The following is a 15,832-nucleotide window of genomic DNA, read 5'->3' on the forward strand; positions in this document are numbered from 1 at the left end:
CACTGTACCACATATTCAATTCACTTGCACATAAAATAAAAAGTCGCCCTACAAGGGCGAGGCTTTAAACCCAATTTTTCGGTAACTTCTGAACTTCTAACTTTTTATTTCTTCCTTTTGACTTTTGACTTTTAACTTTTGACTTCTTCCTTCTTCCTTCTTCCTTCTTCCTTCTGCTATGGTTCCACAACCACAGTCGTACCCACCTGTACTTTCTCAAATAAAGCAATCACATCTTCATTCCGCATCCGCACACAACCGTGAGACGCAGCATATCCAATAGATTCTACAGTAGGAGTACCATGAAACCCAATCGTATCTCTTCCATCTGTCCAAAAACCAATCCATCTCAATCCTAAAGCAGTATTTGGCCCTGCTGGCATTACCTCACCTGTCCAGGGGTTTTGCCATTGCGGATTTTCCACCAGTTGAATAACTTTAAATTCACCCGTTGGTGTTTCCCAACCTGGTTTACCCACTGCTACAGGATAACTAGCTATTTCCTGTTCTCCTTCATACACATATACTCGTCGTTCCCCTAAGCGAAGTACCACCTGGATTAACTTTTCTACTTCTATTCTTTCTATTCCCAAATATTTTTGAAAGTCTTTAACAGCACGTTTCAGGTTTGGCATTAAGCCACCAAATGATGGATTAACTGATTCTCCTTCTGTTAGTAAATATTTTTGGAGGTCTTGAACAGGAGGTTGTCGCTTTGGCATCAAATCATCAAATGCTAAATGAGCTTCCTTCTGTATTTGCTGATTATTATTAGTTTTCTCAGCCGTATAAACAGAAGCTATGGATAACTTTTGACCAGATAATATAATAATTGCTGTACTTAGGAAGATTGCTGTTAAATTATATGCTCCCTTGTTGATTTTCAACATAGAACTAAGCCATTTATTTATGGTAGATTCGATCATTTTTCACTCCTCAAATATTAATGATATAGATATTATCAAAAACTAATATTATTAGTAGCTGAATTTATCAATAAACTCTGCTCATATTCTTTTAAGGTTCTACGATGACAGTTGTACCAATTGCTACTTTTTCAAATAGGGCTAGTACATCTTGGTTTAGCATTCTAACACAACCATGAGAGACAGCTTGTCCTACTGTTTCTTCGTTGGGAGTTCCATGAAAACCTATATAGTTTGTGCCATCTGTCCAAAATCCAATCCATCTTTCCCCTAAAGGATTTTCCGGACCTGGTGGTATTATTTCTCCAGTAAAAGGATGTTTCCAGGATGGATTTGGAATTTTTTGAATGACTTTATATTTACCAGTGGGAGTTTCCCATCCTTCTCTACCAATAGCAATGGGATAGCTGGTTTTTAATCGGTCGTCTTGATATATATAGACACGGCGATCGCTTAATTTTATGACTAAATAAACTTTTTCATTTTGCTGAATATAAAGTTCTTTTAGTATTTTTTTTGTAATCGGTGATTTTGATTTTATTGGAGACTGAATTTCTATTAAGTCTGTAGCATTAGTAGAAGCTTTTTGATTTTGAACAGGAGTTGAGGCATGAGCTTTCCGTTGTAAATAGTTCCAGCTAATGACTATACTTATGCTTAAGAGTATTAACAGATGAAAATCACTAAAAATATTGTGGTTTTGACTACTATTTCTCCATCTAGATAAAGATTTTTTTCTGACTTTTTCATTCATTTAGTCAATCCTTAACTACTGAAAATATGCTGGTTTTTGATTATACAGTAGTTTTTATGATTCGTAGACCACAGTAGAGACGTTTTATGGAATCTCCCTACAATGGTTTTGGTGCGCGACTATGTGGTTCATCCATTTAAAAATCGCTCTACTTATCATGTCCGGTTGAATACTTTTGAAGAAGGAGACAGGAGACAGGAGACAGGAGACAGGAGGAAAATTACATGGGGATAGTCAACGACCTGCCGCTCCGCGTCTACGCTCCCCCAAGTAATTTTGAACACCCCCGTTGACGGTGGGGTATTAAACCCACAAAGAAAATGATAAATAAACGACGGAGTCTCAGGAGGACTGATTCAGGAGTCAGGAGGGAAGAAGAAAGAGGAGGAAAAGGAGAAAGTTTTTTTGTTCTATCGCTCATTATCCGGACATGATATAACTGCAAATCCACTACAGCGTTATAGCATATATAGCAGAAGGAAGAAGGCGTTTAGTTGTCTACAACAGAAGGAAGGAGGAAAAATCTGGCGTTGTCTGAGTTTTCAGCTTTTGATATGTCAAATACATTGGAGTCAGGAGGACTGGGTCAGGAGTCAGGAGGGAAGAAGAAAAAGTAGGAAAAGGAGAAAGTTTTTTTGTTCTATCGCTAATTATCCGGACATGATATCACTGAAAATTCAGTACAGTGCTATAGCATATATAGCAGAAGGAAGGAGGCGTTTAGTTATCTACAACAGAAGGAAGGAGGAAAATCTGGCGTTGTCTGAGTTTTCAGCTTTTGATATGTCAAATAATACATTAATAGGCTGGAAAAAACCTAAAAAAATAACGGGAGGAAGTACGCAGCGCCTGTTTTAACGGCTGGTTGAATAACGACACGCGGATTTTAACCCGTAGTAAAAATCTGCTATACATGCTATGCTAGATATAGCAAGTAAGAACAAGGTTTGTCGCCATGACCTTTAGCTAGTGCGGTGAAATTCCGGTGGACAGGAGACGGGGAATTAATTTCCTACGACGGCTGAATGCGAGCGCATTCCGCAGGAAAAGCAAGCAGGCAGCTAAAGCAGCGATTTATTGCTCCAACATCTTGAGTAAAACCACTCGTGAAAGCTAAAAAAAGTAAGCTCACAGCTAGATTTTGGTCTATGCCGAGGAGTTTAGAAGTCTGCCCTTCAGGCTGTAAGCAAATGTGGATTGATCCCATTTGCGGTGGGTAAACCACGGAATCCAGGGTGTTTCAACCCCTGGAGATGTCAACTATCTTCTCCCTTTAATGGTAAATCTCTTGCCTCATCAAAAAGCTGGTTGTTTGGTTCCGATGATTTATTACTATTGCGCAATAGTAATGTAAACAAATAAAGCAACTTTTAGGGAAGTTGCCATAAATAAATCAAAATTCAATTAACAATTTTCTGCTAATAGTTATAGTTGAGGGAAATGTTACAGAGATCCTATATTTGCCAAACCAAGAATTACACCTGCACCTAAAATGTGACCAAAGCTAGTAGTTGCTAAAACTCCAGCTACACCAAAACCACCGAAAAAGTTAGATCCAGGCATTGCCGGTCCAACGCTAGGATATTTAACTGTAAACTTAGCGAAGGCGATCGCTACAATATTACAAATAATCATAATTAAAGCAATTTTGGGACTCCAACTAAAAGTATTAGGGCCAACTGCTAGTAAAGTTGAGTAAAGCATTTTTTCTTTTCCTTAATTATATGTAGTCAATCAAAAACCTAAGTGGCATCTTTATACCAGAAAATAATTGTATTTTCTCTTCTAGAGTAACTTAGTAATAATTCTTTACAAATCCAGCTTTAGATTTAAGAGGACTCTTACAGAAATTGGGAGTAGGAAACAGTGGAAGGTATCAATAGAGTTTTTGTGATGAAAAAAAATGACTATAGGCGTTTCAAAATTTATGGGGTAAATCATAAGCTAGTGCCGCTACGCGGAAGTCAGAAGTCAGAAGTCAGAAGTCAGAAGTATTGATTGGTAAGGCTTTTAGGATTTTGTAACTGGTCAGTTATTTCCGCCATTCTGCACTAGGTGATTTTATTTTATCTGGTTAATTATTGATGAAAAATATTTAAAAGTTAATAAATAGGTGATTTTTTTTTAACTTCCCGCCAGGGAAGTCCCGCGCTCTCCCGTTGGCGGAGGATGGTGGCGGTAGCTATTAGGGGAGCGGAGGGATGGTCAAGCCAGGGCCAATAGTCGGATGCCTCCACAAATAAAACCTTCCTATACCCTTGACAAGCTAGGAGGTATGCATGTTATCGTCAAGGTCAACATAGGGGGAGGACATCACCTCTGTAAAAACAGCGGTCATTTTTTTCATAATGTAAGAATCCCGCGTTGTTGCGCTATGCGCAACGTTGGGAGTATGTCAATAAAAATATAATTACTATTAAGAGCTGATTTGTAAACTGAGCTGAAATCCCTTTCTAGCATGGGTTTTTCAAAAGTTATGCCCTTGGGACTTAGATAGTGTCAAACCCTTACAATGTAAAGTATTTATCCTCTTAATGTTTACTTTATAAATCAGCTCTAAGAGCGATTGGATAAAATTTTAAATATCAAATTACATTAAATAAATATAATTCTGAAGTTAGAAGTAGGGAGTTAGTAGGAGCAAGGTTTTAACCATCAAGTTCAATACATGAGGTTGATTTTTTTGAGAAATTAGTTATTACACTTTATTGATTTTTTTCTTGAGTAAAGTCCAGCAAAACCAACTCCTAACAAACCAATAACTACAGAAGGTTCAGGAATATCTTGGGCATCTTTAATAGAAGTATCAGGTTCTGGGGTAGGTTGTGATTTTGGTTGAAAGTCTGGGGTAAGTTGTGATTTTGGTTGAAAGTCTGGGGTAGGTTGTGATTTTGGTTGAAAGTCTGGGGTAGGTTGTGATTTTGGTTGAAAGTCTGGAGTAGGTTGTGATTTTGGTTGAAAGTCTGGGGTAAGTTGTGATTTTGGTTGAAAGTCTGGGGTAAGTTGTGATTTTGGTTGAAAGTCTGGAGTAAGTTGTGATTTTGGTTGAAAGTCTGGAGTAGGTGGTGATTTTGGTTCAGGTTCTTTAAAACTATCTGAAAAACTATTTGCCTGGATAAATACAGCAGAATCGAGAAAAGCATCTCCAGCATCAGCGATCGCTAATCTAATATGATGAGTTCCAGCATTAAGTCCTAGTGCCTGGGCAGTAAATACATTAGTAAAACCATCATATTCTAGGTCGAAAAATGGTCCACCCTCACTAGGGTCATTATTGTTGAAAAATTCAGGGTTACTAGCATCAGTTCCTAGTGGCTTACCCCCATTAACTGTATTAATAGCAACTGGAGTAGATGTACCAGGAATTAGAGCAATATTGGTTCCATTGAGAAAGAAACCGAAAACATCATTGAATTCAGAGTTTGTCCATTCTACATATTCTTCAGAGGCAAATACATAATTGAAGAAAACATCGCCTCCTTCAGTTTGAAAGTCAAATTCCAGAATAGTTGCATCCTCAGTAGCAAACCCAGGAATCAACTCATCCAAATCAGGATCTCCAGGAAATTCATTGTCGGTAGTTTTCTTATCTGAATCATTAGGACCTTTAGCATCGGTAGCTGTACCTGTAGTCAGAATAATACCACTATCCATGCCAATACCAGATGATAATCCATTGGTGAAAATTCCAGAAGCACCAGAAGCACCTGTATAGTTGATAGAATCTGGTGCAATGGTAATCCCACTGCCGAGGATTTCATTGAGCAAATCATTGCCATTACTGGTGGGAGTTATAGAAATTGCCTGAGTTGCTGTGGTACCACTAAGAGTAACGAAAGCTGTTCCGGCGAGAGTGGTGGCAAATTTTTTGATAAGTTTGGAAATAGTCATAGGTTGATGTCTCCTGAATAATAAAATGTTTAAGTTTGTGGAAATAGTTAATATTTGAGCGCTTTGTTGAGTTTTTTTTGGCCTTATCCTCAAGGCATTACGATAGTCTGTGCTTTTCAGGCTTATATTGCTGTCTTGAGAAGATGCCAAATTTGCCGCCGACTTAGTTAATAAAACATATCAGTAGCAATGATAAATATAGTTAGATTTTTGATGACAGCTGTAAAGTTTCTGTATGATTAATAGCTATTTTTAGAGTGATCGGGCATTGCTGTAACTGCAAAGACCGCGAACTCAATTTTAGTACTTTGAAAATAGTCTTACAGAAGAATTTGGGAGTGGTGGGGAAGGAATGTGTTGTGCTGTATCTTGATAATTACAAAAACCTAATCCTCTAACCATCCCTGGGAGTAGAGTTATAGAATTCAGTAAGTATAAGATATCAGCTTAATCATTAATATTTTGGTCTTCTTATTCTTCTTAGCATATATACGGATAAACTCAATTACTTTTGACTAAATTTTCAGTAGCTTTACAGAATCTTCATAATAAGCTGCTAATCTAATGAAAATAATCGTAGGATGCACCGGGAAAAATATTTAAGCAATCGTCATCAATATTTTGATTGCTTTATTCTTCTTAGCATATATACGGATCAACTCTATTACTTTTGACTAAATTTTGAGTTGCTTTACAGAATCTTCATAATAAGTGCTAATTTAATGAAAATCATCGTAGAATACACCGGGAAAAATATTTAAGCAATCATCATCAATATTTCGATTGCTTTATTCTTCTTAGCATATATACGGATAAACTCAATTACTTTTGACCAAATTTTGAGTTGCTTTACAGAATCTTCATAATAAATTAGTTAGTTCGATCAAAATATTTTTGTACTTATGCGGATGTATAAAATAAACTTTATTGTTGATATTCTGTTGTTTCAGCTTGAAGAGAGTCTAAAATGTTTGAGCAATTATTATTTGTGAACATTTTGAATGGCTTTACAAAATCTTCATAATAAAAAGCTATTTATATAGCAGTACTTTGTTTGGTTAGGACTATAAATTTGAGTGAAAAGGGATCAGGGAGTCGCGGTGCGACCCCGCGACGACGACAGCTCGCTTGCGGAACGCGCACTCCTGTGAGGGAATGCTGACTCCTTTTCGGGAACGCGCACCAAGCAGGTTGAAAAATACTCCCTACCCTCCCTGTCTACCCATCTACCCATCTCTTTTTAAATAGATATCAAATGGGTTCTATAGCAGGGAAAACCTGATCTGGGAACAGATGGAAAAACATTTCCCTGTCTAAAGATCATTATCCGCATCAGTCCTCACCGCTCTGGCTATTTCTATATGATATTTCCTCGCTTCAGACCAGGCACAGCCTGAAATTTTTAGCAATTAAGCGACTATTAGTTATCTGAATTTGTCTAAACTTGAACTAGCAATACTTTTGAAATAGCAATACTTTGAAAGAGGTATAAATAACAATTGACATAAAAATAATGCCTAATGTTTTATAGGCATTTTCTCCTTGTTCTGTTCTGGCCTTGTCCAAAAAGCCGATAAAATTATAGATTATCGTTTATTATACTAATATTTAATTAAGAAATATTAATATAAATTCTATGTTTTCTAAACAGACTATACAAAAATCAAAAATTGTGGTATGCGGTGCAGGTGTTGGTGGCCTAACAACAGGAGCATTACTGGCCCATAGAGGCTATCAAGTCCACATATTCGACCAAGCGATCGTTCCTGGTGGTTGCGCTTCTACTTTTAAACGACGCGGTTTCACTTTCGATGTTGGTGCTACTCAAGTAGCAGGTTTAGAAACTGGTGGTATTCATCACCGGATTTTCTCTGAGTTGGAGATTGACATTCCGAAGGCTACCAACTGCGATCCTGCCTGTGCCGTATTTTTACCAGGAGAAACTCAACCTATTAATGTTTGGCGCGACCCCAAAAAATGGCAACAAGAGAGACTTAGTCAGTTTCCCGGTTGCGAACCTTTTTGGCAACTAATGACAAAATTATTTGAGGTAAGTTGGAAGTTTCAAGGGCGAGACCCAGTGTTACCACCCCGTAATATTTGGGATATGTGGCAGTTAGCAAAAGCAGTACGTCTGGATACTTTGATTACAGTTCCATTTACTTTGATGACGGTGGCAGATGCGTTACGCTTGTATGGTTTGAATGATAATCTACGGTTGAAAACATTTCTGGATTTACAACTGAAACTTTACTCTCAAGTAGGTACAGAAGAAACAGCTCTACTTTATGCTGCTACCGCTTTAGCTGTTTCCCAAGCTCCTCAAGGTTTGTATCATCTTCAGGGAAGTATGCAGGTATTAAGCGATCGCCTGGTTGCAGCCTTAGAAAGAGACGGAGGACAACTCTTGATGGGTCATACTGTAGAACAGATATGTATAGATAAGGGTAAAGCTACTGGTGTCAGAGTCAAAAATCAAAAAACTGGAGAAACTTGGGTAGAAACTGCCGACCATATTGTGGCTAATGTCACCGTGCAAAACTTAGTAAAGTTAGTGGAAGATGAAAATCAGACCTCACACCCAATACCTGGTTACAAACACCGAGTGAATAAACTCCCTTCACCATCGGGTGCATTTGTGATTTATTTGGGAGTAGATGAAAGTGCTATTCCAGCAAACTGTCCGCCTCATTTGCAGTTTTTCTACAATTATGACGGCCCCATTGGAGAAAATAATTCTTTATTTGTATCAGTGAGTCATCCGGGAGACGGTCGCGCTCCCACAGGCAAGGCAACAATTACAGCTTCCAGTTTTACCAATACTCAAATTTGGAGACATTGCAAAGATTATCAGGGGTTGAAGCAGCAATATACAGAGGAGGCGATCGCTCGTTTGAGTGAATATTTTTATTTAAAACCAGAAACAATAGTTCATCAAGAAGCGGCTACACCTCGTACTTTTTTTAAGTTTACGGCACGGGAGGAAGGTGTTGTGGGTGGTGTCGGTCAGCGTCTTTCAACTTTCGGACCTTTTGGATTTGCCAATCGTACTCCCATTCAGGATTTATGGTTGGTAGGAGATTCAACTCATCCAGGAGAGGGTACGGCAGGAGTGTCTTATTCAGCGTTGACTGTGGTGCGACAGATTGAAACTGAGGGTAATATTATGTCTGGTTGAATACTTATACAAGGAAGGCAGAGGGCAGAACTCAGAAGGGAAAGAAAAGTTCAAACAGTACCGAAGAAATACTGAAATTATCTTTACTTTTGTTCCTTCTTTTTTTCTTCCCTCCTGATATTATGTCCGGTAGCATCGGTATTGTATAGAGAAGGTCATTTCAGTTATCAGTTATCAGTTATATCATGTCCGGTAGCATCGGTCTTGTATAGTAAATAGGCAACAGGCAACAGGCAACAGGCAACAGGCAAGAAAAAACTTAAATTTCCTGTAGATATCCACGCTAACTTTTACACAAACGATACCAACGGACATGATATTAGTTCTGAGTTCTGAGTTCTGACTCCTCGCTAAGTTATTTACTATTGAAAAAAGTGTCTTTAATTGAATAAATAACAGTTCAAAATCTCGACCACTTAGGAATAGTAGCATGACTAATTGACGAGATAGGAATTGTGGAAATAATTAACCAAAATTTAGGAGTAGACAATCGAAAAAAAGAAAGCATTAAAGCTAGTAAAACAGTTGAAAAAACTGGATTTTATACAGTTCCTCAGGCTCAAAATTACTTGAAATTCATCAACAAAAAACTGAAATTATGGGCTGAAATTCTGATCGCGATTCATGTATCTTTTTGTGCTACATTATGAAGTGCGGAATGTGAGTTTCAAGATAATTGAGAAGAACATTTTTATTATATCAAATCCGGTTAAACAGTTATAGAATGGTTAAGTCAGGAGGAGTCAATCCACCCCTAATATCAAATCCGGTAGCATCGGTATAAAATCTTTTGAAGTAGGAGTCAGAACTCAGAACTCAGAACTCAGGAGGGAAAAAATTTATCAGGACTTACGCATGCTTCACCTTGAAAACACCATATGTAGGGGCGCCATTCGGAGCTTTGCGTTAGTAAATGGCATTTGCACCTTACCGATTGTATGACGAGCAACAGAATTATATTACTCCGAAGCTAACGGATTTGATATAATATCATGTCCGGTAGCATCGGTATTGTATAGCAAAGGTAGGCAACAGCTCCGGAAGGCAACAGGGAACCCACCCCTCGCCCCTCCCCCTCCCCCTCCCAGGAGGGGAATAATTGATAATTTATGGATAAGAATTGATTTTATTTTTGATTTTTACTAGATGTCTAATAGCTTGCTTTAATTTTTTTGTCAAATAATCAATATTTTATAGATTTTTTCTTATCCTATATTCCTATATACACAGGACTTACCCAGAGACTCTACATATAGCGAGGGCGCCATTCGGAGCTTGGCGGAACGCCAATACCATTCGCCCCTACAAATGGTGCTTTAAAAGTCAATTTGCGTAAGTCCTGATACAGCATCTTTCATATCCGTGGGGTGCATCTGTTGCGGGCAAGATGCACGCACTACAAAAATCATTAATATGGCGTTGCTGATTATGGGTATGATTTTGCCCCCCTAGCAGGCCAAAATTGGGGGGAATAAAACTCTAAAAGTCCCCCAAAATTGGGGGATGTGCGGGGGCTTTACCAGAACCAAACAATCGCACATTCATACTTCAATTCAGCAACGCCATTAATATTTATACCTCATATATCTGCAATCTGCTATATATATTTTATAATATCTGATTTGTAAACTTAGATAAAACCCTTATTTCATCTAACTCTCAGGGATTTAGGCATTATTGGACTATAACTCCCAAGACCCTGGTATTGCCAGAGATTCAGCCTCTTAATAGACATCTCCAAAAATACTCAAACGCCTATCCTAACTACCTTTTTCCAGAGCTATCGCCATAGAGAAAAGTAGCCAATTTCTACCGTGTCATCAGTTCTTAGAGTTATTTGTTGTTACTAATCAACTTTTTGATTACACTTTTTTCCTCATTTTTTTTGTGTTCAATCCGAATTTATACTAATATTAATTCTCCAATTCTTAACCTAACTAAACCACATATTGTTAGAATTACTTTTTCGTAATTTTTCTCTTTTAATCTCAATCTTTCTCGCGCCACACGCGCATATTTTTATCAACCTTATTACCTGTTCTACAAATATTCTTTTTTGGGCTTTCCGTTTATTCTCTTCTTTAGTTTCTGGTGACATTTTTGGGTTTTTAGTTTTTTTTGTGTAGAAACTCTTGCTCCACCTTGATCTCTTTTATCTCCTTTGAATTTTTGTTCATCATCAAAATTTTTTTGTTGTTTCTTCAGTAAATTAATCTCACTTTCTGGCCTTCTTTCTCCCACTATTACCGAAAAATTCTGGGTATGCGCCTCCCCTTTTAAGGGGATAAAAAAAGAGAATATTTCAGATTTCAAGCCTCCTTATTGCAGAGGTACTGATAACTGATAACTGATAACTGAAATGACATCTACTATTTCTTGTCCTGTCTTGAGTGCTTCTTACATTCGCCGTGGGACGGCGAATTAAGCACTCGCTTTTTCTGTGGTAATTATTTGATTTTTCAAAGTATGTTTTTTGTTTCCCTGAGTAATATTTTTTTTGTTTGTGGTCCTCACCAGGTCTTTCTCTACAATGTTGCTGTACTATCTACAATCAATTCTAGTTCTGTTAATATTTCTTTAATCCATAAATATTCTGATTGTTTTTTCCTAAGCTTGTTCTCATAAACTTGCTGGTAATAATTCCCGAAAAATATCTATCCAATAATGAAATATATTATTTGCTGTTGATTCACTTACTCCAAAAATTATCCCTAGTAATTTCAAGGTAGGCATATGATGCAAATAATACAAGGTCAAAATTATTTCTTCCCTATGATTTAAAGATTTTTTCCTTCCTCCTCCTTGTTTGATTAATCTTTTTTCCTAGGCTAGCCATCGCTTGTCTTTTCTTTTATTCAATTTTTTGAGCATTTTCTATTAATTTTATTAGTTGTTTGTCTGTAATGCCAATAATTCTCTTTGTTTATGAGTGGATGGTTATAAATATATTCTAATACTTGGTTCATTGGCCACAGCGTATATATAATTGGCTACTACAATTTTACATTAAATTTTATTTTGGAGATGTCTAATATTTACTTTATAAATCAGCTCTAAATCTCCGAAAAATGGTAATAGTTAATAACTTTAAATAAATAACTTGTTTTTCCGAAAAGCTAATAAATTATTGCTTATTCCATCTGAAAATGATAACTGGTATGACTGCCATTTGGATATAAAAAAGTACAGACCACAGCAACTTCTGGATTATAATTATTAATCAATTTTCCTAAACCAGCTTGTTGCCAATCACTAATCATTGTTCCTATTTGACTCATCGGTTTAAACTTAACTTGCCAGTCTGCTAAAACGGTACTATTTTCTTCTAACTGTCTAAAAATTATTACCGTGCCTTTTTCGGAAAGTAGTTGATATCCTTGATGGGCGATCGCTCCTATTTTTTCAGCATTTGCTTCTATTACTGCTAGTTGTTGTTCTTTTGACTCTAGGGCATTTTCCATTCTATTTATTCTCTTTTGATGATTTAATTTTCATAATTTATCATATAGCACTCCTCAATACAATTATATTTTTCATCAGCGTTATCTTCTAAAATATCCGCTTAATATAATCCTACAGGCCAAAACTTTGATGTAGATTTTTCTAATTCCATAAATGTTTTAGTATAATTTGGTTTGCGATTAACCATCTTATTTTATTTTTCCTAAATTAAATATTTTACAACAAATCAATAATTAATTACTTAAGTGATTTAAGGAAAAGTAAAAAGCGATATTTTTATCTATAAAAACTTGCATATTTTACCATTTTACAGTAGATTAATTTTAATTAAAATTAATCAGAGATTATCATTCATTAATTGATAATGGATAATTACCTCTGGTTAAAACCGTTCTTGATTGAATGTAAGGAAGTATTATTTATTTATTTTTCCCGTGAAAGGGGAGGCTTCAAGGCGCGAATTATTTAATTATTAATTATTAATTATTCGGTAATATCATGTTTGGATAATTAGTTATTATTCCTTTTTACCTTGAACATTCCATAAATATTATCAATATTCAATCAGACATAATATACAGCAAATTCGGTGGTATATGAAGTGCAAATATTAATGATAAAGTCTTTGTAGTGTAGGCATCTTATCCACTACAGATTTACCTCACTGATATGAAACATGACATTATAGCGGTTTTCACAAAGGTAGACTACAAAGCTTCTGCCTTCTGCCCTCAGCATAGCTGCCTTTAAGCCAAAATCTCTGTATTCTATGTTAATGAAAACTGCTATAAGTACCACTAAATTAAGAAAACTAAAATCCTGAATTTAATTAAAGAGGTTTGATGTGAATAATTTATTACAACAACTATTGCAAAGACCAGAAATTATAACTCCAATTGCTATTATTTTAGGAGCGATATCTAATGCTTTGAGTCGGTATTATCTAAGTAGATTTATTTCATATTTTCTCGCTTATACATTCCCTTATGGTAATCTTTTTGTTGATTTAACTAGGAGTTTTGGCATGGATTTTTTTTCACTCTATCTTGATGAGAAACCATTTTTATTCCACCATATTTTAGATTGATTATAGCTGTAGAATTCCTTGGCTATTACACTACTTTCTCTACTTATGAGTTATATCATGTCCGAAGGCAATCGTTTGTGTAAAAGTTAGCGTGGATATTTGCAGGAAATTTAAGTTTTTTTCTTGCCTGTTGCCTGTTGCCTGTTGCCTGTTGCCTATTTACTATACAAGACCGATGCTACCGGACATGATATTATACCAATTTGAAAAAAGAATGTTACGAAACTGATAGTGCGGCAAAAGGCTGTTTATAAGAAAAAAAATATATAATTATATATTTGAAATCCCTGAAAATACTAATGTCACTTAGACTGATTTGATAAATGTTTATTACAAATTAGCACTTACAAATCTATCTCATCAAGGCTTGGTATTTTCAGAGATTATTCAAATTAGTATTACAGTATTAACTTTCAAATTAAACAGCTTTTTCCTTGACTACAAAGCAAATATTTAGAGTAAATATATGAACACAAAATGACAGCAAAGAAATAATTATTTTGAGATGAAAAATATAACAAATATAGCATTGTTAATAAATCCAATAAATTTATAGACTTTATTTCCTCCTTCTTCCTTATTTCTTCTTTCCTCTTCCTTCTTATGTTAGAAAGCATTATTTGGATATTACTAATAGGTTTTTTTGTCGGACAAATAGCCTTTAGATTAAAAGCACCGCCACTGGTGGGAATGGTGTTAGTCGGAATATTATTAGGCCCTCAAATTAGCAATACCATTGACTCTAGTATTTTGCAAGCTGCCGACTCCCTACGCACGATCGCCGTTATGGTCATTTTAATGAAAGCAGGGTTAGGGTTAGACCGAGAAAAATTAGCACAACAGGGAAGTGTTGCGATACGGTTAGGTTTTCTCCCCGCAACCTGTGAAACTTTTGTTATCGCCCTCGCAGCAATGTGGTTACTTAATTTTGACTTTGCCACCGGGTTGTTATTGGGTTGTATCATCGGTGCTGAGTCTCCCGCAGTTATTGTTCCCGGAATGTTGCGCCTCAAAAGTTTGGGTTGGGGTGTAACTAAAGGTATTCCTGATGCAATTTTGACAGGTAGTGCTTTGTCAGATGTTTTGCTATTGTTAATTTTTAGCCTTTTGCTGGCATTTTTATCTCAGGGAACAACTACTGGCATAAATTTACCTGGTGGCATCACTCTCAGCGCATTACAACTATTACCATTTCAAGTCATTTTACAAATTATTCTCGGAGCGATCGCCGGGTTGTTGACAGCACGAATATTAGTATTGCTGTTAGTCAAACAAAATTGGACTCAAAATGCTACCCAGGATACTTTAGTCGCAGCCAGTTTTGCTCTCTTGTTAGTCGTCTTAGCGGAAAAATTTCCCATATTTTCTGGTTATTTGGCAGTCATGGCAACAGGATTTTTTGTCATCGAATTTGATGCACCCCTGGCGCGACGGTTGCGAAATAGTTTTGATACTTTGTGGGTGGTGGCGCAAATAATTTTGTTTGTGTTACTCGGTGCTAGTATTCCTTTGCAAGTGTTGGAAAATGTCTTATGGGTGGGGTTGTTAATTTTAGCAGTCGGTACTTTAGTCGGGCGGATGTTTGGTTGGTACCTCTCAACTTTGGGCAGTAACTGGAATTGGCAAGAACGTCTATTTTTGCTGCCTGGAAATTCCGCTAAAGCAACCGTGCAAGCAGCTATTGGTGCTATTCCTCTAGCAGCAGGTATTCAGGGAGGAGAAACAATATTAGCGATCGCTGCCTTATCTATCTTAGTCACAGCACCTTTGGGAGCTTGGGCAATACCTACCTTTGCTCCAAAACTATTACGCAAGGGAGAAGTCGATCCAACAAAAGTAGCGATCGCTCGTCGTATTGTTTTGTTAGCTGCCGTTGATACTTCTCCTCTTGCTGCGGATGTGTTGTTAAAAGTTGCGGAGTTGGCGAGACGTTGTGATGGGGAAGTTGTGGTATTGCACGTTATTCAGTCTGAGGATGCCGAAAGTATTGAGCAACTACGACAGAAAACAAGGCAACTTTTGGCAGATATTCGGTATCGGTTTGTGACTGTTGCGGGAGTGGTATCGGAGGAAATAGTTTCTGTTGCACAAGAGTATGGAGCAGCAGAAATAGTTATGGGGAAAAAAGGGCATCGTTTATGGGAGAATGTGTTAGTTGGTTCCGTTTCTCAAGCTGTTTTGGAAAAGAGTTTAATTCCTGTGGTGGTAGTTGAAAAAATAAAAATGTAGTTGTACATAAAGAAACAACTCTTTTTTCAAGACACGGTTAAAAAACTTGTTTTTTCTGTGAAAATTAGATGATAAATTGAACCAAAAATTAGCTATTAATGAAACTATATTTAGATACTAGCGCATTGAATAGAATATTTGATGACCAATCTCAGGCAAGAATATATTTAGAATCAATTTGACATCCTCCCCGGCCTAAAGGCGCGGGGATTCCTACCGAGCCGAAGCCCCTCGGTGGGTTGACGCTTCACAGGCTGCTGCTGCCAGATGCGGTAGTCTTACGCTTGCCTCCACGTCCGTTTAAT

The 15,832-nt window shown here is 36.8% G+C and carries 14 protein-coding genes and 1 pseudogene; 5 read left to right on the top strand and 10 right to left on the bottom strand.

The annotated features are described in order from the left end of the window. Positions 1 to 64 precede the first annotated feature (64 nt). The 3 genes from F6K23_RS29175 to F6K23_RS29185 all read right to left on the bottom strand — a co-directional run bounded on the left by F6K23_RS29175 (position 65) and on the right by F6K23_RS29185 (position 1,449). Positions 65 to 190: a hypothetical protein gene (locus F6K23_RS29175; protein ID WP_293162262.1), complete on the bottom strand. Its 126-nt coding sequence runs from the start codon at positions 188 to 190 to the stop codon at positions 65 to 67. Continuing rightward, positions 177 to 926, bottom strand: coding sequence for a L,D-transpeptidase (locus F6K23_RS29180; RefSeq protein ID WP_293162264.1), 750 nt, complete (start codon positions 924 to 926; stop codon positions 177 to 179). The genes F6K23_RS29175 and F6K23_RS29180 overlap by 14 nt, the downstream gene beginning before the upstream one ends. A 91-nt stretch (positions 927 to 1,017) precedes the next feature. Next, a complete protein-coding gene (locus F6K23_RS29185; RefSeq protein WP_375340795.1) occupies positions 1,018 to 1,449 on the bottom strand; it encodes a L,D-transpeptidase in 432 nt (143 codons plus the stop codon). A gap of 636 nt (positions 1,450 to 2,085) precedes the next feature. Here F6K23_RS29185 and F6K23_RS29190 point away from each other — a divergent pair. After that, positions 2,086 to 2,538 carry a hypothetical protein gene (locus F6K23_RS29190; RefSeq protein ID WP_293162268.1) on the top strand — a complete coding sequence of 151 codons (453 nt, stop codon included), beginning with the start codon at positions 2,086 to 2,088 and terminating at the stop codon, positions 2,536 to 2,538. Positions 2,539 to 3,123: 585 nt separating this feature from the next. Here F6K23_RS29190 and psaK read toward each other — a convergent pair. The 3 genes and pseudogenes from psaK to F6K23_RS29200 all read right to left on the bottom strand — a co-directional run. Further along, positions 3,124 to 3,384, bottom strand: coding sequence for a photosystem I reaction center subunit PsaK (psaK, locus tag F6K23_RS29195; RefSeq protein WP_124146237.1), 261 nt, complete (start codon positions 3,382 to 3,384; stop codon positions 3,124 to 3,126). Positions 3,385 to 4,371: 987 nt separating this feature from the next. Beyond that, positions 4,372 to 4,479 carry a PEP-CTERM sorting domain-containing protein gene (locus F6K23_RS42975; RefSeq protein WP_375340796.1) on the bottom strand — a complete coding sequence of 36 codons (108 nt, stop codon included), beginning with the start codon at positions 4,477 to 4,479 and terminating at the stop codon, positions 4,372 to 4,374. 276 nt (positions 4,480 to 4,755) lie between these two features. Further along, positions 4,756 to 5,571 (bottom strand): annotated as a pseudogene (locus F6K23_RS29200) (choice-of-anchor L domain-containing protein); the annotation flags it as partial. 1,636 nt (positions 5,572 to 7,207) lie between these two features. Here F6K23_RS29200 and crtD point away from each other — a divergent pair. Continuing rightward, the gene (crtD, locus tag F6K23_RS29205) at positions 7,208 to 8,749 is read left to right on the top strand and encodes a C-3',4' desaturase CrtD (protein ID WP_293162273.1); all 1,542 of its coding nucleotides are present in this window, start codon (positions 7,208 to 7,210) and stop codon (positions 8,747 to 8,749) included. Between the two features lie 455 nt (positions 8,750 to 9,204). Continuing rightward, positions 9,205 to 9,399 (top strand): hypothetical protein, encoded by a 195-nt coding sequence (locus tag F6K23_RS29210; protein WP_293162275.1) that lies wholly within the window; start codon positions 9,205 to 9,207, stop codon positions 9,397 to 9,399. 1,283 nt (positions 9,400 to 10,682) lie between these two features. Here the strand turns inward: F6K23_RS29210 and F6K23_RS29215 are convergent. The 4 genes from F6K23_RS29215 to F6K23_RS29230 all read right to left on the bottom strand — a co-directional run bounded on the left by F6K23_RS29215 (position 10,683) and on the right by F6K23_RS29230 (position 12,210). After that, positions 10,683 to 10,847 (bottom strand): hypothetical protein, encoded by a 165-nt coding sequence (locus tag F6K23_RS29215; RefSeq protein WP_293155918.1) that lies wholly within the window; start codon positions 10,845 to 10,847, stop codon positions 10,683 to 10,685. Continuing rightward, positions 10,790 to 11,062 (bottom strand): hypothetical protein, encoded by a 273-nt coding sequence (locus F6K23_RS29220; RefSeq protein WP_293162285.1) that lies wholly within the window; start codon positions 11,060 to 11,062, stop codon positions 10,790 to 10,792. Before F6K23_RS29220 ends, F6K23_RS29215 begins: the two co-directional genes overlap by 58 nt. A gap of 306 nt (positions 11,063 to 11,368) precedes the next feature. Further along, entirely contained in the window at positions 11,369 to 11,482 is a 114-nt protein-coding gene (locus F6K23_RS29225) for a transposase family protein (RefSeq protein ID WP_293156155.1), read from the bottom strand. A 398-nt stretch (positions 11,483 to 11,880) separates the two neighbouring features. Then, positions 11,881 to 12,210, bottom strand: a complete 330-nt coding sequence (locus F6K23_RS29230) for a hypothetical protein (RefSeq protein ID WP_293162277.1) — start codon at positions 12,208 to 12,210, stop codon at positions 11,881 to 11,883. An 845-nt stretch (positions 12,211 to 13,055) separates the two neighbouring features. On the opposite strand from F6K23_RS29230, the gene F6K23_RS29235 reads away from it, so the two are divergent. Together F6K23_RS29235 and F6K23_RS29240 are read left to right on the top strand one after the other, a co-directional pair. Next, complete coding sequence (locus F6K23_RS29235; protein WP_293162279.1) at positions 13,056 to 13,298, top strand: hypothetical protein; 243 nt, start codon at positions 13,056 to 13,058, stop codon at positions 13,296 to 13,298. Between the two features lie 603 nt (positions 13,299 to 13,901). Beyond that, the gene (locus F6K23_RS29240; RefSeq protein ID WP_293162281.1) at positions 13,902 to 15,527 is read left to right on the top strand and encodes a sodium:proton antiporter; all 1,626 of its coding nucleotides are present in this window, start codon (positions 13,902 to 13,904) and stop codon (positions 15,525 to 15,527) included. Positions 15,528 to 15,832: the final 305 nt, after the last annotated feature.

This window comes from Okeania sp. SIO2C9, assembly GCF_010672455.1.
Lineage (GTDB): Bacteria > Cyanobacteriota > Cyanobacteriia > Cyanobacteriales > Microcoleaceae > Okeania.